At 65.3% G+C, this 18775-nt stretch carries 17 protein-coding genes and 1 rRNA gene; 14 read left to right on the forward strand and 4 right to left on the reverse strand.

The genetic code is table 11. The features are described from left to right. Window positions 1-117 (forward strand): 5S ribosomal RNA (gene rrf, locus HK401_RS14950); the annotation flags it as partial. Window positions 118-445: 328 nt separating this feature from the next. Here rrf and HK401_RS14955 read toward each other — a convergent pair. Then, window positions 446-1096, reverse strand: coding sequence for a GNAT family N-acetyltransferase (locus tag HK401_RS14955; protein ID WP_181275465.1), 651 nt, complete (start codon window positions 1094-1096; stop codon window positions 446-448). A gap of 140 nt (window positions 1097-1236) precedes the next feature. On the opposite strand from HK401_RS14955, the gene gdhA reads away from it, so the two are divergent. After that, window positions 1237-2583, forward strand: coding sequence for an NADP-specific glutamate dehydrogenase (gdhA, locus tag HK401_RS14960; protein ID WP_181275466.1), 1347 nt, complete (start codon window positions 1237-1239; stop codon window positions 2581-2583). Window positions 2584-2858: 275 nt separating this feature from the next. Here the strand turns inward: gdhA and HK401_RS14965 are convergent, their stop codons facing one another. Then, window positions 2859-3374 carry a flavin reductase family protein gene (locus HK401_RS14965; RefSeq protein ID WP_181275467.1) on the reverse strand — a complete coding sequence of 172 codons (516 nt, stop codon included), beginning with the start codon at window positions 3372-3374 and terminating at the stop codon, window positions 2859-2861. Between the two features lie 31 nt (window positions 3375-3405). On the opposite strand from HK401_RS14965, the gene HK401_RS14970 reads away from it, so the two are divergent. Together HK401_RS14970 and HK401_RS14975 are read left to right on the forward strand one after the other, a co-directional pair. Then, a complete protein-coding gene (locus HK401_RS14970) occupies window positions 3406-3660 on the forward strand; it encodes a DUF3039 domain-containing protein (protein WP_035320920.1) in 255 nt (84 codons plus the stop codon). After that, on the forward strand, window positions 3661-5454 hold the full coding sequence (locus HK401_RS14975) for a DEAD/DEAH box helicase (RefSeq protein ID WP_181275468.1): 1794 nt from the start codon (window positions 3661-3663) through the stop codon (window positions 5452-5454). A 12-nt stretch (window positions 5455-5466) separates the two neighbouring features. On the opposite strand, the gene HK401_RS14980 is transcribed toward HK401_RS14975, so the two are convergent. Continuing rightward, entirely contained in the window at window positions 5467-6786 is a 1320-nt protein-coding gene (locus tag HK401_RS14980) for a nicotinate phosphoribosyltransferase (protein WP_181275469.1), read from the reverse strand. Between the two features lie 52 nt (window positions 6787-6838). Between HK401_RS14980 and clpS the strand changes: the two genes are divergently transcribed. From clpS to HK401_RS15030, 10 genes are all read left to right on the forward strand, one after another. Beyond that, window positions 6839-7144, forward strand: a complete 306-nt coding sequence (gene clpS / locus HK401_RS14985) for an ATP-dependent Clp protease adapter ClpS (protein ID WP_181275470.1) — start codon at window positions 6839-6841, stop codon at window positions 7142-7144. A 3-nt stretch (window positions 7145-7147) separates the two neighbouring features. Beyond that, window positions 7148-7726, forward strand: a complete 579-nt coding sequence (locus tag HK401_RS14990) for a DUF2017 family protein (RefSeq protein ID WP_181275471.1) — start codon at window positions 7148-7150, stop codon at window positions 7724-7726. Next, a complete protein-coding gene (locus HK401_RS14995) occupies window positions 7723-8544 on the forward strand; it encodes an MBL fold metallo-hydrolase (RefSeq protein WP_181275472.1) in 822 nt (273 codons plus the stop codon). The genes HK401_RS14990 and HK401_RS14995 overlap by 4 nt, the downstream gene beginning before the upstream one ends. A 95-nt stretch (window positions 8545-8639) precedes the next feature. Next, window positions 8640-9362, forward strand: coding sequence for a ribonuclease PH (gene rph / locus HK401_RS15000; protein ID WP_181275473.1), 723 nt, complete (start codon window positions 8640-8642; stop codon window positions 9360-9362). Further along, window positions 9359-9964 carry an RdgB/HAM1 family non-canonical purine NTP pyrophosphatase gene (gene rdgB, locus HK401_RS15005; RefSeq protein WP_181275474.1) on the forward strand — a complete coding sequence of 202 codons (606 nt, stop codon included), beginning with the start codon at window positions 9359-9361 and terminating at the stop codon, window positions 9962-9964. Before rph ends, rdgB begins: the two co-directional genes overlap by 4 nt. A 230-nt stretch (window positions 9965-10194) precedes the next feature. Then, the gene (locus HK401_RS15010; protein WP_181275475.1) at window positions 10195-11697 is read left to right on the forward strand and encodes an ABC transporter substrate-binding protein; all 1503 of its coding nucleotides are present in this window, start codon (window positions 10195-10197) and stop codon (window positions 11695-11697) included. 12 nt (window positions 11698-11709) lie between these two features. Beyond that, entirely contained in the window at window positions 11710-12657 is a 948-nt protein-coding gene (locus HK401_RS15015; protein WP_181275476.1) for an ABC transporter permease, read from the forward strand. Window positions 12658-12662: 5 nt separating this feature from the next. Next, window positions 12663-13598, forward strand: a complete 936-nt coding sequence (locus HK401_RS15020) for an ABC transporter permease (RefSeq protein WP_181275680.1) — start codon at window positions 12663-12665, stop codon at window positions 13596-13598. Further along, complete coding sequence (locus HK401_RS15025) at window positions 13591-15333, forward strand: dipeptide ABC transporter ATP-binding protein (RefSeq protein WP_181275477.1); 1743 nt, start codon at window positions 13591-13593, stop codon at window positions 15331-15333. The genes HK401_RS15020 and HK401_RS15025 overlap by 8 nt, the downstream gene beginning before the upstream one ends. A 115-nt stretch (window positions 15334-15448) precedes the next feature. After that, window positions 15449-16867, forward strand: a complete 1419-nt coding sequence (locus HK401_RS15030) for an amidase (protein WP_309136011.1) — start codon at window positions 15449-15451, stop codon at window positions 16865-16867. 48 nt (window positions 16868-16915) lie between these two features. Here the strand turns inward: HK401_RS15030 and HK401_RS15035 are convergent, their stop codons facing one another. Beyond that, window positions 16916-18739: a hypothetical protein gene (locus HK401_RS15035; RefSeq protein WP_181275478.1), complete on the reverse strand. Its 1824-nt coding sequence runs from the start codon at window positions 18737-18739 to the stop codon at window positions 16916-16918. Window positions 18740-18775 lie beyond the last annotated feature (36 nt).

Below are 18775 nucleotides of genomic sequence, written 5' to 3' on the forward strand. Positions count from 1 at the left end.
CGGTGGTGATAGTGGTGGGGAAACGCCCGGTTAACCGTTCCGATCCCGGTAGCTAAGCCCATTCGCGCTGATGGTACTGCAACTTGGTGGTTGTGGGAGAGTAGGTGACTGCCGCAATATTTTTTGGTGGAGGGAGTCTGTTTCGGCAGGCTCCCTCTTCTTCTTTGTGTGGTCCTGTCTGACGTGTGGTGTTGGGTGGGGCCTTTCCTGTATTCACCGGGTTGTCGACCATGTGTGGGTGCTGCTGGTGTGGGTGCTGCTGCTGTTGATGGGTGGTGTGGTGTGTGGCTGGCTGGTGGTCGTCGTTGAAGGCGGGGCGCGTTCGTCGAGTGGTGGACGGGTCTGCAGTTAGGTGACGGCTTGAGTGGCGGTCTGCCGGGCGGGTTGTGGGTCGATAGAAGCGATGCGCCTTGAACGACGAGCCGCCGGCCGCTGCCTCGTGGTGTCAGTCGGGCAGGCCGAGGAAGGCTCGGAACGTTTCTGCACCGGCGACTTCGACCTCACCAGGGTGTCGTCGAAAGTCCTCGGAGAACAGCACCATCTTGTTCTCGATCTGCGTGGTGCCATTCTGGCCGATGGTGCGTCGGTCACCGTTGGGGGAGTACCCGAGTTTCTCCGACACCCTTCGGCTCGCGACATTGCCGTCGAAGTAGGCGGTCTCGAACCGCTCAGCTTCGAAGTGCGTGATGAACGCGTCGATCATGATTCCGCGTGCCCATGTGCCGAGGCCTTTGCCCTGTTCGGCTCGTGCCAGCCACGACCCGGTGGACACCGTGCGTGTCTGAGGGAATCGGCGGCCGGTGACTCCCTGAATACCCACGATTCTTTCCCCGACACGGACCGTGAACTCGATGGTCCAGTCGTCGACGGTGAAATTCGCCCGTGTCGCCCAGTGATACTGAGCCAGATTCCGGGCGATCTGCTCATCGCTGCCCGAATCCCAGCCGACGATGAAAGCCTGTACGCCATTTCGCCTCACACCTCCACGGGCGATCTCAGCGAGTTCGGGAAGGTCGGCCTCCCGTACTGGCGAGAGCTCCATATCTCCGGAAGACAGACGAAGTGCATACGGCGGCCAGATGTCCTCGATGACCATTCGTCGCGTTCCTCCATTCCGCATCTCCACGCCGATGACGGCGACTGCGCTCTTATATCCCACTTGAAGTGAGCGGACAACGTTGTCCATCAGCTGGTCGCGTGGAATCCTGTTATACGGGTCACGGTATGTTTGCCGGCATGAGTCTACATCCATCACTGCAGCCAATCTTCGACACAGTTCTCCAGCGCAATCCTGGAGAGTCGGAGTTTCACCAAGCGGTACAGGAAGTTCTTTATTCCTTGGGACCCGTCGTGGACAAGCATCCCGAATACCTCGAGCTCTCTGCCCTCGAGCGTCTGTGCGAACCCGAACGCCAGATCATCTTCCGCGTCCCCTGGATCGATGACTCCGGCGTCGTCCAGATCAACCGTGCGTTCCGGGTCCAGTTCAACTCGGCTCTCGGCCCCTACAAAGGCGGTCTGCGCTTCCACCCGACCGTCAACCTCGGCATCGTCAAGTTCCTCGGTTTCGAGCAGATCTTCAAGAACGCCATCACCGGACTGCCCATCGGCGGCGGCAAGGGCGGATCGGATTTCGACCCGAAGGGGCGCAGCGACCGTGAGGTCATGCGCTTCTGCCAGTCATTCATGACCGAGCTCTACCGCCACATCGGCGAATACCGCGACGTGCCGGCAGGCGACATCGGCGTCGGCGGTCGCGAGATCGGCTACCTCTTCGGACAGTACAAGCGGATCATGAACTCGTACGAGGCCGGCGTGCTCACCGGCAAGGGGCTGTCCTACGGCGGATCCATGGTCCGCACCGAGGCCACCGGCTTCGGAGTCGTGTACTTCCTCAAGGACATGCTTGCCGCAGCGAAGAAGAACATCGATGGTCGGACTGTCTCCGTCTCCGGATCGGGCAACGTCGCGGTGTTCGCTGCCGAGAAGGTCACGGCCTTCGGCGGCACCGTCATCACCATGTCGGACTCGTCGGGATTCATCCATGATCCGGACGGCATCGACACTGAGATCGTCAAGCGCATCAAGTTCGAAGAGCGCGGCCGTATCTCCGAGTACGTTGAGCAGCGCGGTGGGCGCTCCTCCTACCACGAAGGCGGCAACGTCTGGGACGTCGAGGTCGATGTTGCGCTCCCATGTGCGACTCAGAACGAGCTCGACGGTGACTCGGCCGCAACCCTGGTGAAGAACGGCGTCATCGCTCTTGCCGAGGGTGCGAACATGCCCTGCACTCCGGACGCTGCGAGAATCTTCTCCGAGGCCGGCGTCCTCTTCGCCCCGGGCAAAGCGGCGAACGCCGGAGGCGTCGCCACCAGTGCCCTGGAGATGCAGCAGAATGCCAGCCGCGACTCGTGGGACTTCGACTTCACCGAGGCGCGCCTGGCCGAGATCATGGGGGATGTGCACGACAGCTGCGCAGCCGCCGCCGACGAGTTCGGTTCACCCGGTGACTATGTCGCCGGCGCCAACATCGCCGGATTCATCCGCGTCTCCGAAGCGATGCTGGCCCAGGGGGTCGTGTGATTCGCTGACGCAGCGGATGTCGCGCGGTGCTGCCGCCGGCGCGCCGATCGACATCGCCTGACGAAGAGCCCTGTACCGGGCCGGACAGCTTCGGAAGGAAGCTGACCGCCCGCGTGCGGGGCCCTTCGCGTGTGTGAGACGGAGGGTTGTGGCTGACTTGGTGGGAGACCGAGTGTCCGCAGTTCGTGGAAGGGGCCACCTCGGCACAGGAGATCTCGGCGGATGTCAGCGGTCATCGGCGATGATCAGTGGTCAACGGGCGCGGTCAGCGACGATCAGCGGGGCCCGATGGTTCCATAGCCCTTGCGCCAACGCAGCAGAGGCCGACTCGTGCCCGCATTCTCACCCGCACCCATCGCCACCACCTCGCCGACGACGATGTTGTGGGTGGCCACTTCGAGCACCTCGGTGAGTTCGAGTTCGAACCAGGCGATCGCCTCGGTGAGCACCGGCTGTCCGGCCTGCGGAGCCGGAAAGGTGTCGATGCCTTTGAGAGATCCGTAGAGCGGCTGCCCCGAAGCTCCGAGGCGTTCGGAGATGTCCCTCTGCTTCGCATTCAGCAGCGAGATCGCGAAATGCGAGCTCACCTCCAGGGTCTCCATCATCCGCGAACCTGAGTAGATGCTCACGGCCATGGTCGGCGGATCATAGGAGACGTCGAGGAACGAATCGACGGTGATCGCGTGCAGCGCGGTGCCGCGGGTCGCGGAGACGACGGCGACGGCAGCGGCGATGTCATCACTGAGCTCCCGATAGCGTTCTGTGAGGGATTCGTCGTGGGCCTGGTCCATGACTCACATTCTAGGGAACTACAATGGAGCCATGACCATTCCAGCTTCAGGCGGTTCAGCAACGATCGAGCGCGAGCAGTCCGAGCAGCTTGTCGAGCCCGGAGACCACGAGCGCTTCAGCCACTACGCTCCCAAGGACAAGATCATGGAGTCCATGGTGACCGGGACTCCGCTGATCGCCTTGTGCGGAAAGGTGTGGGTGCCCACTCGCGACCCGGAGCGGTTCCCGATCTGCCCCAAGTGCAAAGAGATCTACGAGACGATGTCCGAAGGACCGCAGGAGTAGATGTCCGCGGAACGTCTCCCATCAGCACCTGGGACCTCCGCTGCAGAACAACTTCCACCGGCTTTCCCCGAACGCGCCGCTTGGGGAACGGCCGGAAAGTTGCGTGCGTGGCAGGCGGAGGCCCTCGAACTCTACTTCCAGAAGCAGCCGAAGGACTTCCTGGCCGTCGCGACTCCCGGCGCCGGTAAGACCACATTCGCTCTGCGTCTGGCCGCCGAACTCCTGGCTCAGCGAGTCGTCAACCGCGTCACCGTCGTCGCCCCCACCGAACATCTCAAGGTGCAGTGGGCCGATTCAGCGGCGCGTGTCGGCATCAAACTCGACCCCCACTTCAAGAACTCCCAGGGCAGGCACGCACCCGGCTTCCACGGAGTGGCACTGACCTACGCCCAGGTGGCAGCGAAGCCGGTCCTCCACCACAACCGGACCGCCGCCGGCCGCACACTCGTCATCCTCGACGAGGTCCATCACGGCGGTGACGCACTGTCATGGGGCGACGCGGTCCGGGAGGCCTTCGGCCCGGCGGTGCGCCGACTGTCCCTGACAGGAACCCCGTTCCGATCGGACACCTCACCGATCCCGTTCGTCACCTACGCTCCCGACGAGAACGGCATCCGCACCTCGGTGGCGGACTACTCCTACGGATACGGCCGCGCGCTCAAGGACTCCGTCGTCCGACCCGTCCTCTTCCTCGCCTACGCCGGGGCCATGAGCTGGCGAACCAAGGCCGGCGACGAGATGTCCCACGTCCTCGGTGAGGAGACGACGAAGGACATCAACGCACAGGCCTGGCGCACAGCGCTCGACCCCAAGGGCGACTGGATCCCAGCCGTGCTCAAAGCCGCCGACCTCCGGCTGACCGAGGTCCGCCGCACCGTCCCCGACGCCGGCGGCCTCGTCATCGCCACCGACCAGGAGGCGGCCCGCGCCTACGCCAAACGCCTCCACGACATCACCGGTGAGAAGCCGACCGTCGTGCTCTCCGACGAGGCCGGTGCATCGGAGCGGATCGAGCAGTTCCAGAACTCCACCGACAGGTGGATGGTGGCCGTGCGAATGGTCTCCGAAGGCGTCGACGTCCCACGTCTGTGTGTCGGTGTCTACGCGACCTCGTCATCGACCCCGCTGTTCTTCGCTCAGGCGATCGGGCGCTTCGTGCGTGCTCGCAAACGCGGAGAGACCGCCTCGGTGTTCCTGCCTTCCGTGCCGGTCCTGCTGGCGCTGGCGAACACGATGGAGGTCGAACGCGACCACGCCCTCGATCGTCCGACGAACGAAGACGAGAACGACGTCGTCGTCTTCGACGAGCAGGCCATGGAACAGGCGAACCGGAACGAAGGCGCCTCATCCGACCAGCTCGGCTCCTTCGAAGCCCTCGGCGCCGAAGCCCTGTTCGACCGTGTCCTCTACGACGGCGGCGAATTCGGCACCGGCGGTGCCATCGGTTCGGAGGACGAACTCGACTTCATCGGGATCCCCGGACTGCTCGAACCCGATCAGGTCCACGAACTGCTGCGCACCCAGCAGGCCAGGCAGGCCAAACGGAAGACCGCAGCGACACCGCCACAGCCGGAGACGGCCACCAGCGAACTCGAGCACCGGGCGATGAAGGAAGAGCGCAACCAGCTGCAGAGCCTCGTCGGCGCTTGGTCACGCCGTACCGGCACCCCGCATCAGAACGTGCACGTCGAACTGCGCAAGGCCTGCGGGGGACCGGCCGTGGCTCAGGCCACCCGCGAACAGATCCAGGCCCGGATCGCGAAGCTGCAGGGCTGGTTCGTCGGCAAGAAGTGACGCCGGTCGCGTTCAGTCTGTGTAGAAGACGGTCGGGATAGCCGGTTCGCCGTCCTGCAGACGGCGAGCCGAGCGCGGCAGCTCGGCCAGAGACTCGTCGTGGCGGGCACAGGCCTTCTTCACTCCGGCGGCACCGATGAAGTCCTCGTCGACCTCACCGTCGATGACGAGATCGACGCTGAGCCGACGTCCCTCGCCGACGTCTCCGGGCAGGGACGGAATGCCGACGGCCTCCTCGACGGCGATCGCACCGTCGATGAGTCTCAGCGCCTCCTTGTGCCCGCCCCGCGAGGGTTTGCCGGACGAGTGCTTGGCCACGGACGTCCATTCCCCGGCTTCGTCGGCGCGCGCCACGAGCTTGTACACCAGGCCGGCCGCCGGTGCTCCGGACCCAGTGACGACGCGAGTGCCGACGCCGTAGGAATCGACGGGGGAGGCCGCCAAGGCCGCGATCGCATACTCGTCGAGGTCGCTCGTGACCGTGATCGTCGTGTCATGGGCGCCGAGGCGGTCCAGCCCGTCCCGGACCTCCCTGGCCTGCTCGATGAGATCCCCGGAATCGATCCGCACCCCGCCGAGGTCCGTGCCGGCCAGTTCGACCGCGGTCGCCAGCGCGTCCTCGACGTCGTAGGTGTCGAGCAGGAGAGTCGTGTCCTGGCCCAGCGACTTCAGCTGAGCGGCGAAGGCCTCACGCTCGGAATCATGGAGGAGGGTGAAGGAATGCGCCGAGGTGCCGATCGTGCGCAGCCCGTACCTCAGTCCTGCAGCCAGATTCGACGTCGACGCGAAACCGCCGATGACGGCCGCCCGTGCCGCAGCCACTGCGGCATGCTCGTTCGTTCGTCGTCCGCCCATCTCCGCACACGGGCGATCACCGGCGGCCTGCGCCATCCGAGAGGCCGCCGAGGCGACCGCGCAGTCATAGTTCATCGCCGAGAGGATGAGCGTCTCGAGGATGACGCCCTCGGCGAACGTCGATTCGATCGTCAGCAGCGGTGAACCGGGGAAGTAGACTTCACCCTCGGCATAGCCGCGGATGGTCCCGGAGAACCGGTAGTTCGCCAGCCAGTCGATGGTGCGATCGTCGACGATCTGCTCACGGCTGAGATACGACAGCTCCGCATCGTCGAAGCGGAAATCCCGGATCATCTCGAGGATCCGCCCGGTGCCGGCGACGACACCGTAGCGACGACCGGCAGGAAGTGTGCGGCCGAAGACTTCGAAGAGGCTCTTGCGGTGTGCGGCGCCCGATTCCAAGGCGGCCTGCACCATCGTCAATTCGTACTGATCCGTGAAGAATGCCGTCGAATCGGTGCGTGTGAGATCACTCATAGGCGCGATCTTACGTCACGACAGCGTCAGTCTTCTGCCGTAAGCTGGAAACGTGAGCAATCCAACGACACCAGTTCTGGAGCCGGACGTCGACGTCCGACCGGTCGAAGACCTGGCCAAGCCCTGGCGGACCGTGGTCTTCAACGACCCGGTCAATCTCATGAGCTATGTCAGCTTCGTGTTCCAGAGCTACTTCGGCTATTCCGAGGACAAAGCCGATTCACTTATGCTCGAAGTCCACGAGAACGGCCGCTCCGTCGTCGCCACCGGTGGTCGCGAAGCGATGGAGCGGGACACCCAAGCGATGCACGAATACGGCCTCTGGGCCGCATGCCAACCCGATTCAGGATCCGACTGAGATATGGCCGCCATCGACGCTCGTGGGGACGACATCGTCCTCAGACTCGAGGACAACGAACGTTCTCTCATGCTCACGGTCTTCACCGACCTCGCCGAACTCCTGTCCGAGGCCGACGACGGTGATGCAGACCGACCGGACTCGGAGAACTGGGAAGCCCGGCTCAGACTCGTCGATCGCCCTCGCCCCGAGGACCCGGCGCTGCTGCGGCTGCTGCCCGATGTCGACCCCGACGACGAAGAACGCTCCGCCGAGTTCCGGCGGCTCACCGAATACGACCTCAAACAGGCCAAGGCGCACAATGTGCGCATCGTGCTGCTGGGACTGAGCAAGAGCAGCGACATCACCCTGACCCACGACGAGGTCCTGGCCTGGATGAAGGGACTCAACGACCTGCGGCTCGTGTTCGCCGTGCGCCTGGGCATCGATTCCGAGGAAGCGCAGGAGGAGAAATACGCCCACCGCGAGGACCTCTCCGAATCGGAAGACCTCACCCTGACCCTGTACGATTTCCTGACCTGGATTCAGGACCGACTGACGTCGACCTTGCTGGACCAAGCGCAAGGGGATGACGAGACATGAAACTCACTGCCATCGGCACCGCCGGCTCCTTCCCCGGGCGAGGCACCCTCGCCAGCTGCTATCTCATCGAATCCGACGAGGACACGCCCACCCGCATCATCCTCGACCTCGGCTCGGGAGCGCTCAGCCCGCTCCAGCAGACGATCGACACCGATCGTCTGTCGGCAATCGTGCTCAGCCACCTGCACCCTGACCACTGCATGGACATGACCGGTCTCTACGTCAAGCACTGCTTCGACCCGAAGTACTTCAACGGCGACATCTCCGACACCGGCACGATCCGCACCCGCACCCCGGTGCTCGCGCCTCCCGGTGCGAAGGACCGGCTGACCCGCGCTTACTACACCGATCCCGGTCGGTCCCCGGTCGCCAACGGAGGAGACGATTCGGACTTCGACCACGCCTTCGAGTTCTCCGACCTCGACCACGGCAGCCGACACCAGATCGGAACGCTGACGATCGAGTCCTTCCTCGTCGACCATCCCGTCGAGACCTACGCACTGCGGATCACCGATGCCAAGGGCAGCGTCATCACCTATTCCGGTGACAGCGACGAATGCGACAACCTCGTCGCCGCCGCCGAAGGCGCCGATCTCTTCCTCTGCGAGTCCGCCTTCCAAGAGGACCGTGACACCGCTCGTGGCATCCACCTCACCGGAAAGCGAGCCGGGCGAGTGGCCCAGAACGCCGAGGTGGCTTCGCTCGTGCTCACCCACATCCCGATCTGGACCGACTGCTCCATCGTTCGTGGTGAGGCAGCCGGCGAGTTCCACGGTCCCATCGAACTCGCCAAACCCGGAGCCACCTGGACCGTGTGAGTCCGGCGCCTTCGCGCCTGGCACGTGTGAGCTCGGGCGAAGCGGCATGAGCCGCAGCAGAAGAATCCGCAACGACGAAACGAAAGAGGCAGACAGTGCGCGCAGACGGCCGTCAGGCAGACGAACTCCGTGAAGTCAGGATCACCCCCGACTGGATCAACACCGCAGAAGGGTCAGCTCTTATCGAGTTCGGCAACACCCGCGTCCTCTGCGCGGCCTCGCTGACCGAAGGCGTGCCCCGCTGGCTCAAGGGCCAGGGCCGCGGCTGGGTCACCGCCGAATACGCCATGCTGCCGCGGGCCACCGATTCCCGCAGCACGCGAGAGTCCGTCAAGGGCAAACAGGGCGGCCGCACCCACGAGATCTCCCGGCTCATCGGCCGCAGCCTGCGCGCGGTCATCGACATGGAGAAGCTGGGAGAGAACACGCTCGTCCTCGACTGCGACGTCCTCCAGGCCGACGGAGGGACCCGCACCGCCTCGATCACCGGTGCCTATGTGGCGCTGGCCAAAGCCATCGACAAGGGTCGGTCGACCGGGCTCATCCCCGCCGCCCACAACCCGATCATCGACTCCATCTCCGCCATCAGCGTCGGCATCATCGACGGGCAACCCCTGCTGGATCTGCCCTACGTCGAGGACTCCCGCGCCGAGACGGACATGAACGTCGTCATGACCGGATCGGGCAAGTTCGTCGAAGTCCAGGGAACCGCCGAGGGTGCGCCGTTCGACCGCGATGAACTCGGCCAGCTGCTCGACCTCGCGACCAAGGGCTGCACCGATCTCACCCGCATCCAGAACGAGGTGCTCGGACAGTGACGACGCTCGTCCTCGCCACTCACAACGAAGGCAAGAAGCGGGAGCTGCTGACCATTCTCAGCCCCGTCCTCGGCGCCGACACCACGGTGCTCACCGCCGCCGAGGCGGGCCTCGACGATGTCCCCGAGACCGGAGTGACCTTCATCGAGAACGCGCTCATCAAGGCCCGCGCTGCCGCGATGGCCACCGGGAGGACCGCCATCGCCGACGACTCGGGCATCAGCGTCGACGTCCTCGGCGGGGCACCGGGCATCTTCTCCGCTCGATGGTCGGGCACACACGGCGACGACCGGGCCAACCTCGACCTCCTGCTCGCACAGCTGAGCGACATCGCCGAGGAGCACCGGGGCGCCCAGTTCCGGTGTGCCGCGGCGGCCGTGACCGCGGACGGCCGAGAATTCACCGCCGAGGGCGTCATGCCCGGTTCCCTGGCGACCGAACCCCGAGGCGAGAACGGCTTCGGCTACGACCCGATCTTCGTGCCCGAAGGCTCGACGATCAGCGCCGCACAGATGAGCGCCGAAGAGAAGAACTCCCGCTCCCACCGCAGGATCGCCTTCGACGCACTTGCAGAGATCCTCGCCGCCGAACCCGACCTCTGAGCGGCGGGCCTGGGCTTCTGAGAAGCGGGCCCAGGCCTCTGAAGGATGGGCTCGCGCCCGGCTGATGAGCCCGACTCTGCCCGCTGCTCGCACCGGGTCTCGTTCGCGTTCCCGATCCGGCCCAGCATTCGAACTTCGTCGCCTCACCTGGTGAGAATATCGGTTACACTGACGATGCTTGGGTGTTTGGCGAACGACCCGCTCTGCGGTCGGCGAATTCGAGGAGAACAATGAAGACTCCGCGCATCATGACGTGGGTGGCGGGCGCTGCCGCTGTGAGCCTGTTGCTGACGGCCTGCTCGGCCGGGGCATCGGATTCGGGCGAGGATGCGAAGAAGGATTCGATGACCATCGCCTTCACCGCCGAACCGGTCAACCTCGACTTCACCTCCACCTCGGGGGTTGCCATCCCCGAAGCGCTCATGGAGAACGTCTACGAATCGCTCGTCCGCCTCGACGGTGAGGGCGAGATCCAGCCGGCGCTGGCCAAGGACTGGTCGCTCTCCGACGATCGCACGACCTACACCTTCGAACTGCAGGAAGGCGTGAAGTTCTCCAACGGCGCGGACCTCACCAGCGAGGACGTCAAGTACTCCTATGAGCGGGTGCAGAAGGACTGGAAGAACGCGCTGAAGTCGAAGATGGACATCGTCAAATCCATCGAGACCCCCGACGACGACACCGTGAATATCGAATTGAAGAAGCCGTCGAACACGTGGCTGTTCAACCTCACCAGCCTCGTCGGCGCCGTCTTCGACACCGAGGGCACGAAGGACCTGGCCAACGAGGCCATCGGCACCGGACCCTTCGAGATCGAGAAGTTCACCCGCGGCCAGTCGATCGACTTCGCCGCCCGGGACGACTATTGGGGTGACAAACCCGCCCTGAACTCGGTGCAGTTCAAATACTTCAAGGACGCGGTCTCGGCCTCGAACGCCCTGAAGTCCGGAGAGATCGACCTCGTCTCCAACCTCCAGGCGCCCGAACTGGCCGACGAATACCAGAGCGACGACTACCAGATCGTCTCCGGCACCACCAACGGTGAAGTCGTGCTGTCGATGAACAATGCGAAGGGGATCTTCAAGGACAAGAAGGCCCGCGAAGCAGTCATGCACGCCATCGACCGCAAGGCCGTGCTCGACACCGCCTGGGCAGGCTACGGCGAACTCATCGGCTCGATGGTCCCACCGACGGATCCGTACTACGAGGACCTCACCGGGGTCTGGAAGTACGACCCGAAGAAGGCGAAGGAGCTCGTCGACGAGGCCGGGATCAAGGGGGAGGAGTTCTCCTTCACCGTGCCCAACCTGCCGTATGCGAAGGCGATCTCCGAGATCGTGTCCGCCCAGCTCGAAGAGGTCGGACTCAAGGCGAAGGTGACGACCCAGGAGTTCCCCGCCGTCTGGCTGGACAAGACTTTCACCGAACACGACTTCGACATGTCGGTGATCAACCATGCCGAACCGCGGGACATCCTCACGGTGTTCTCCAAGGACTACTACATCGGCTACGACGATGCGAAGATCAAGAAGATCGCCGAGAAGGCGGACACCGGAACGGAGGAAGAGTACATCTCCGGAATGAAGGAGATCGCGAAGACGATCACCGACGATGCGGCCTCGGACTTCCTGTTCCTGTTCCCGAACCTCGTCATCGCCAAGGCCGACATCGAGGGCGTCCCCGCCAACCGGGTTTCCGACGCGTTCAAGATCGCGGACCTCAGCTGGAAGTGATCGATCCGTTCGATGCTCACCTACGCAGCCAACCGTGCGATCCAGTTCGCACTCTCCCTCATCGTCGCCTCGGTGGTGGTGTTCGCACTGATGAGCCTGCTGCCCGGCAACGCGGCGCAGGTGGCTCTGGGCACCAACGCCACCCCTGAGGCGGTGGCGGCGCTGGAGGTCCAGTACGGCCTCGACCGGCCGCCGGTCGTCCGCTACTTCGACTGGGTTGTCGGCATGCTCGGCGGCGACTTCGGCACCTCCTACGTCACCGGGGCTGCGATCACTCCGGTCATCATCGACAGCGTCCAGGTCACCGCGATCCTCGTCATCTCCGCAATCGCGCTGTCGATCCTCATCGCCGTGCCGCTGGGCACCTTCGCCGCGCTCGAACAGCGCAGCTGGATCGGAGTGACGATCTCCGCGGCAAGCCAGGTGGGCATCGCGGTCCCGAACTTCCTCGCCGCCATCATCCTCGTCATCGTCTTCTCACTCACCCTCGGCTGGTTCCCCTCCCAGGGCTGGATGGCTCCGATCGAGGGCGTCGGCGGATTCCTGCTCCGACTCGTCCTGCCCGTGGTCTCACTGGCGCTGGTGCAGGCGGCCATCCTCACCCGCTATGTGCGCTCGGCTGTGCTCGACGTGATGCGTGAGGACTTCATCCGCACCGCCCGAGCGAAGGGCCTGACCAGAACCAAAGCCCTGTTCGTCCACGGTCTGCGCAACGCTGCGATCCCCGTCATCACAGTCGCCGGTGTGCAGCTGGCGACCCTGCTCGTCGGTGCCGTGATCATCGAACAGATCTTCGTCCTACCGGGCATCGGGTCCGAACTCGTGCGCGCAGTGGCTAACCGAGACCTCATCGCGGTTCAGGGCATCGTCATGGTCCTCGTGCTGCTCGTGCTCATCATCAACCTCATCGTCGACATCCTCGTGCCCGTCGTCGATCCCCGAATCCGGAACGCCGCATGAGTGAGATGCCCACCGGTGCGAACAGCCCCCGCGATGACGTCGCCCTCGACGTGAGCGCGGCGACCGCCTCGGCGCCGGAACCTGCGACCGGGCGCCGTCGCTCACGCCTGCGGCTGAACTCCTCGATGATCATCGGCGCCTGCCTCGTCGTCCTCATCCTCGGCCTCGCCCTGGTCTCCTTCGTCTGGACCCCTTACGGGCCCAGCGAGATCGACCCGGTCGCCAGGCTCCGCGCGGGCAGCCCCGCTCACCCGTTCGGCACCGACAGATTCGGTCGGGACACGCTGACCTGGGTGATGTACGGGGCGAGGATCACGCTCATGGTCGGCGTCGTGGCCGTGGGCATCGCGCTGCTCATCGGCACCCCGATCGGGATCGTGTCCGCGATCTTCGCGAAGCAGCCGTGGGGGATGTGGATCGACGCGGTGATCATGCGCGCCAACGACATCCTGCTGGCCTTCCCCGCCCTGCTGCTGGCGATCATCTTCGCCGCCGTATATTCGCCGGGGACGGGTCCGGCCATGGTCGCCGTCGGCATCGCCGCGATCCCCGGGTTCGCGCGGGTGGCCAGGTCGGGGACGCTGCAGGTGCTCGGCTCCGAATACGTCCGCGCCGCGCGGGCTTCGAATCGTCGGATCCCGGCGATCGCCGTGGTCCATGTGCTGCCGAACATCGCCGGAATGGTCATCGTCCAAGCCTCGGTGGCGTTCGCGATCTCCGTCCTCGCCGAGGCGGGGCTGTCCTTCCTCGGGCTCGGAACCCAGGCGCCGGTTCCCTCCTGGGGGCGGATGCTGCAGGAGTCCCAGCAGTTCCTGTCCACCCATCCGGAGCTCGCCCTGTGGCCGGGACTGTTCATCGCGCTCGCCGTCCTCGGGTTCAACCTCTTAGGGGATGGCCTGCGTGACCGATTCGACCCGAAGATGGACGCCAGGGGTGCCTGAGAACCTGCTCGAGGTCCGCAACCTCACCATCACTCCTGCCGGCGCCGAGGTGCCCGTGCTCGACGACGTCAGCCTCAGCCTGGCGCCGGGGGAGAGGGTCGGCCTGATCGGAGAATCCGGATCCGGGAAATCGCTGACCGCACTGTCGGTCATGGGACTGCTGCCCGAAGAGCTGCACGCGCAGGGCACCGTGAGTCTGCAGGGGCATGGCGGCAACCTCCTCGAGGCGAACGAGAAGACCCTGGCCGGGCTGCGCTCGGACATCGTCTCGATGGTGTTCCAAGAGCCGATGAGTGCGCTCAATCCGCTCATGCGCATCGGCGACCAGATCGCCGAGGTGCTGCGCATCCACGGCAGGGTTCCCCGCGCGCAGATCCCGGGACGGGTGCGCGAACTCCTCGCCGAAGTCCATATGCCCGACCCGGACAGTGCGCGCTTCGCCTATCCGCACCAGATGTCCGGCGGGCAGCGGCAGCGGGTCATGCTGGCCATCGCCCTGGCCAACTCGCCGAGGCTGCTCATCTGCGACGAACCGACGACCGCCCTCGACGTGACCGTGCAGAGACGCATGCTCGACCTCATCGCCGAACGGGTCGCCGCCGTGGAGGCCGGTCTGCTGTTCATCACCCACGACCTCGCCGTCGTCGCCGGTGTCTGCGACCGGGTGATCGTCATGTACCGCGGGCGGATCGTCGAGACCGGCACCGTCACCGAGATCTTCACCGCACCCCGGCACGAGTACACTCGCGGGCTGCTGGCCTCCTCCGACCTCGAGGCCACCGATGACCGCGGTCGCCTGTTCACATTGAAGACCGCGCTCGACTATGCGGGACCGCGCGTGCCGACCCGTGACTCGTCGACGGATGCGAACCGCGCGACGGATGCGAACCGCGCGGCCGACGGTCAGGGTGGGGCCGCCTCGGCGACGGGATCGGCACCGCTCATCGAGGTCTCCGACGTCACTCGCGTCTTCAAGGGTCGGGGCCTCTTCGGTCGTCGACGATCAGACGTCACGGCCCTGGGCAGCATCGACTTCAGCGTCGCCGCAGGGGAGCGGCTGGGCATCGTCGGCGAATCCGGGTCCGGGAAGTCAACGCTGCTGAACATCCTCTCCGGACTCGACCGGCCCACGACCGGGCATGTCAGGGTCGGCGACATCCGGGTCGAGGCGGCGAGCTCGACCGCCCTGCGCGCGTTGCGGGAGAACCTCCAGATCGTGTTCCAAGACCCATTCGCGTCGCTCGATCCGCGCATGAGGGTCGCCGACATCATCGCCGAACCGCTCGTCGCGGCCGGGGTCGACAAGGACGAGAGAAGCGCCAGGGTCGAGGAGATGATCGCGGCCGTCGACCTCGATGCACAGTCCCTGCGGCGCTACCCGCACCAGTTCTCCGGTGGGCAGCGCCAGCGCATCTCGATCGCCCGCGCCCTGGTCACTCGGCCGCAGATCCTCGTCGCCGACGAACCGGTCTCAGCGCTCGACGTCTCGGTGCGCGCCCAGGTGCTCAACCTGCTCGCCGACCTCCTCGAAGACTATGCGCTCACGCTGCTGTTCGTCTCCCACGACCTCGGTGTCGTCAAACACCTGTGCTCGCAGGTCATCGTCATGAAGGACGGTCAGATCGTCGAATCCGGGGCCACCGAGGACATCTACGCGAACCCTCAGGAGGGGTACACCCGGCGTCTCATCGCCGCCACACCGAGCCTCGCCGACGCGCTCGCCGCCACCGGGTGAAACGAATTCAGCACCGGATCGGCCGGGCCACGGCACCGACGGATGTTCGGATTACGGCACCGGGCGCACAAGCACCGACACACGACATCAGAACCATCGAAAGGAAGGGCGGAACGTGACCACCACGCTTGCCGATCACAGTGCGGCCGCTATGGCGGCCGGATACGCATCCGGAGACTTCGACCCGATCGAGGTGCATGCCGCGGTCGTGGACAGGATGGACGAATGCGAACCGGTCATCAACGCCCTGTTCCACCGCGATGACGACCGTTCCCGCGCAGCCGCCGTGGCCAGTGCCGCTCGCTGGCGCGAAGGCAGTCCGTTGAGCGACCTCGACGGTGTGCCGGTGACGATCAAGGAGAACATCGCGCGCCGCGGCGTGCCTCTGCCCAGCGGGCACGCGTGGGTCGAGATGCCGATCTCCGACCACGACGCCCCCATCACTCAGCGACTCGAGGAAGCCGGCGCCGTCATCCTCGGATCGACGACGATGCCCGACTGGGGAATGCTGTCCTCGGGAGTCTCCTCCCTGCACGGAGTCACCCGTTCACCGCTCGACCCGAGTCTGACCACGGGCGGTTCGAGTGCCGGAGCGGGAGCGGCGGCCGCGGCCGGGTACGGCCCCATCCACATCGGCTCCGATATCGGCGGCTCGATCCGCCTGCCGTGCACATGGCTGGGCTTGGCCGGGCTCAAACCCAGTTTCGGTCGGATTCCTCTCGACGCGCCCTACCTCGGGCGGTGCGCCGGTCCGCTCGCACGCCGGATGTCGGATGTCCGGGCCGCCATGGACATCGTCTCCGCCCCCGATGACCGGGACTATTCGCGGCTGCCGCGCTTCGCCTCCGACGATCTTCCGGCCGGCCCCGGCTGCGGGTCAGACGCCCCGTTCGATCCGCGTGGGCTGCGGATCGGTCTGCACCTCGATGCCGGATGCGGAGTGGCCGTCGATGCTCATGTGCGATCCACCATCACCGAGGCGGCCGAGAGCTTCGCCGCGGCCGGTGCCGAGATCGTCATGATCGAGCCCTTCATCGACGATGACCTGCTCCACGACATGGACCTGTTCTGGCGAGTGCGGTCGTGGGCGGACCTCAAGGCGCTGCCGGTCGAGGAGCAGGCGCTCATCCTGCCTTACATCCAGCAGTGGGCCCAGGATGGGGCGGACACCAGCGGCGTCGAGCTGATGAACTGCTATCACAGTGTGCAGGAGATCCGGCGGCGCACCATCGCGGCCACCGCCGGATTCGACCTGGTCATCTCGCCCACGTCACCGGATGCCGCGTTCCCGGCAGAGCAGCCGATGCCCTATCCGAAGGTGCACGAGCCGATGGTGCACGTCGGGTTCACCATGCCCTACAACATGTCCGAACAGCCCGCTGCGACGGTGCTGGCCGGATTCATGCCCGATGGTCGCACCATCGGCGCTCAGCTCACCGGTCGCCGCTTCGCCGACGACGTCGTCATGGCCGCCGGCGCCTGGTTCGAAGATGCCGGCGGTCTTGAGACGCCAGAACGGGCGGCGATGAGCTGAACGCTCACCGCCGCCCGTCGAGGGTCGCGGTGCGGGCGGCGCAGAGTCTCAGAAGTCGAAGAATTCGACCTTGAGCTTGTCTCCGTCGATCTTCACGCTGCCGGAGACCGAGAGAGCATTGCCGTTGGAGAAGTATGAGGAGCCGGCGGCCTTGCCGTCGACGGTGAAGTCGAACTTGCCGGGCTTCTCGGTGAAGAACGAACCAGTGTTCGTGTCACCCGCACTGAACGAGGCCTTCACCTTGGGCATGTCCTTCATGGTCCACTTCGCGGAGTCCTTCTTCGCCAGATCGTCGAGCTTCTTGTCCGAACCGCCGACAGGGATCTCGGTGGGATCGAACTTGATGAACTTGCACTTGGGCTTGATGCTCTTGTTGTCGAAGCACTTCTTGAGCTCGGCCTCGACCTGCTTCTGGACTTCCTTCTGGAACTTATCCGTGGGGGTGAGATCGAGGTTGAGGGTCGTGGGAGACACCTGCCCCTCGTTCGGCTGGCCGCCCGGGGGGAAGGCCTTCGGGAAGTTCACTCCGGCGGTGTCGGAAGCCTCCGAGATCCACTTGTTCGACGGGATCTTGAAGTCGTAGTTGCCGGGGTAGACGGCGAACGAAGTGGTTCCCGACTTCACTTTGTAGTCCTCACCGTTGACGGTGAGACCGTCGGCGGCCGGAACGTCGAGTGAGACGACGTTGAGGTCGGGGCCGGTCATCGTCCATTTGTCGAAGAACAGATCCTGCTTCCCGTCCTTCTTCGCCGCAAGATCGACATTGTAAGGACTGCCGTCGAGCTCATACGAGACGGTGACGGTGCCCTTGTCCCCGTCCACCTTCGACGACTCCACCTTCGCCTTCTCGATCTTCGCCGATGACGCGTCGGTGAACTCCTTGGACAGCAGATCGAGATTCGTGCCCTCCGGGCGCGGTGAGGGCGCGATCTTCTCGGCGGCAGCGAAGTCGCCCTTGTTGAGAGCCTCGACATAGTCCGCGGCCACCTTGTCGGGACCGTAGTTGTTCTTATTGACGCTGCCGATGACGAGGAAGCCGACGAGCACGAGAATGATGACGAGAGCGACCGCACCGAGAGTGATGAAGAGCGGAAGCTTGCTCTTCTTCTTCTCAGGACGGGAATCGGCCCGAGTCGCAGCGGCCTGCGAGCCGGCGAAGCCCGGCGCCGGCGCCGGCTGTGGAATCGCCTGCGACTGTCCGGGCCCGGAGCCGGTCTGATTCGGGTTCGGACCCGAACCGGTCCGGTACTGGCCCGGCTGACTCTGCCCGGCCTGGTTCGGTGCCGCCTGGTTCTGTGCTCCGGGGTAGGGAGTGCCGCTCTGACCGCCAGGGTACGGTGTCTGACCGCCAGGGTACGGTGCACTCGAATTCTGCGCGTTCTGGTACTGACCTCCCTGGTACTGGCCGTTCAGGGGCTGACCGTTCTGAGGGCCGGCACCGGGGTAGGGGCCGGCGGGCGGGTAGACCGGTGCCTCATTCGGCTGCTGGGGTGCGCCGCCCGGCTGCTGTGGGGCCCCACCCTGCTGGTCGGGACCGGCCTGGGAGCCGGGCCCCGAATACTGTGGGGCTCGGTCCTGCTGCGAGGCGGCCGGCGTCACGGTGGGTCGGGCCGAGGAATCCCCACTGGAGCTGCCGAGCGGAGGTGCCTGGTCGTCGGGGACCGACGAGTCAGCAGAGGACTGTGACGATTCAGACGCCTCGGGAGGGGCGTTCGACTCCTCGGAAGGGGAGGACGTTGCGGGGCTCACATCCTCAGCGGCGGCCGAACCTCGGTCGTCGTCGGTGTGCTCGCCAGGCGACTTCGCGCCGCCGGTCTTCGGAGGCTCGCTGGGTGGTGGCGGGAAATTGGGGTGATCGTTCCCGTTGCTCATCGTGGGGTTCATCCTTTGCGTGTACAAGCCTGTCCT

Origin of the sequence: Brevibacterium oceani, from assembly GCF_013623835.1 — a bacterium.
GTDB classification, from domain to species: Bacteria; Actinomycetota; Actinomycetes; order Actinomycetales; family Brevibacteriaceae; genus Brevibacterium; species Brevibacterium oceani.

Bases quoted from the DNA above. Each gene is read 5' to 3' on its own strand.
- HK401_RS14955 (WP_181275465.1), bottom strand. From the start codon at position 1,096: ATGGTCATCGAGGACATCTGGCCGCCGTATGCACTTCGTCTGTCTTCC.
- gdhA (WP_181275466.1), top strand. From the start codon at position 1,237: ATGAGTCTACATCCATCACTGCAGCCAATCTTCGACACAGTTCTCCAG.
- HK401_RS14965 (WP_181275467.1), bottom strand. From the start codon at position 3,374: ATGGACCAGGCCCACGACGAATCCCTCACAGAACGCTATCGGGAGCTC.
- HK401_RS14970 (WP_035320920.1), top strand. From the start codon at position 3,406: ATGACCATTCCAGCTTCAGGCGGTTCAGCAACGATCGAGCGCGAGCAG.
- HK401_RS14975 (WP_181275468.1), top strand. From the start codon at position 3,661: ATGTCCGCGGAACGTCTCCCATCAGCACCTGGGACCTCCGCTGCAGAA.
- HK401_RS14980 (WP_181275469.1), bottom strand. From the start codon at position 6,786: ATGAGTGATCTCACACGCACCGATTCGACGGCATTCTTCACGGATCAG.
- HK401_RS14990 (WP_181275471.1), top strand. From the start codon at position 7,148: ATGGCCGCCATCGACGCTCGTGGGGACGACATCGTCCTCAGACTCGAG.
- HK401_RS14995 (WP_181275472.1), top strand. From the start codon at position 7,723: ATGAAACTCACTGCCATCGGCACCGCCGGCTCCTTCCCCGGGCGAGGC.
- HK401_RS15010 (WP_181275475.1), top strand. From the start codon at position 10,195: ATGAAGACTCCGCGCATCATGACGTGGGTGGCGGGCGCTGCCGCTGTG.
- HK401_RS15015 (WP_181275476.1), top strand. From the start codon at position 11,710: ATGCTCACCTACGCAGCCAACCGTGCGATCCAGTTCGCACTCTCCCTC.
- HK401_RS15020 (WP_181275680.1), top strand. From the start codon at position 12,663: ATGCCCACCGGTGCGAACAGCCCCCGCGATGACGTCGCCCTCGACGTG.
- HK401_RS15035 (WP_181275478.1), bottom strand. From the start codon at position 18,739: ATGAGCAACGGGAACGATCACCCCAATTTCCCGCCACCACCCAGCGAG.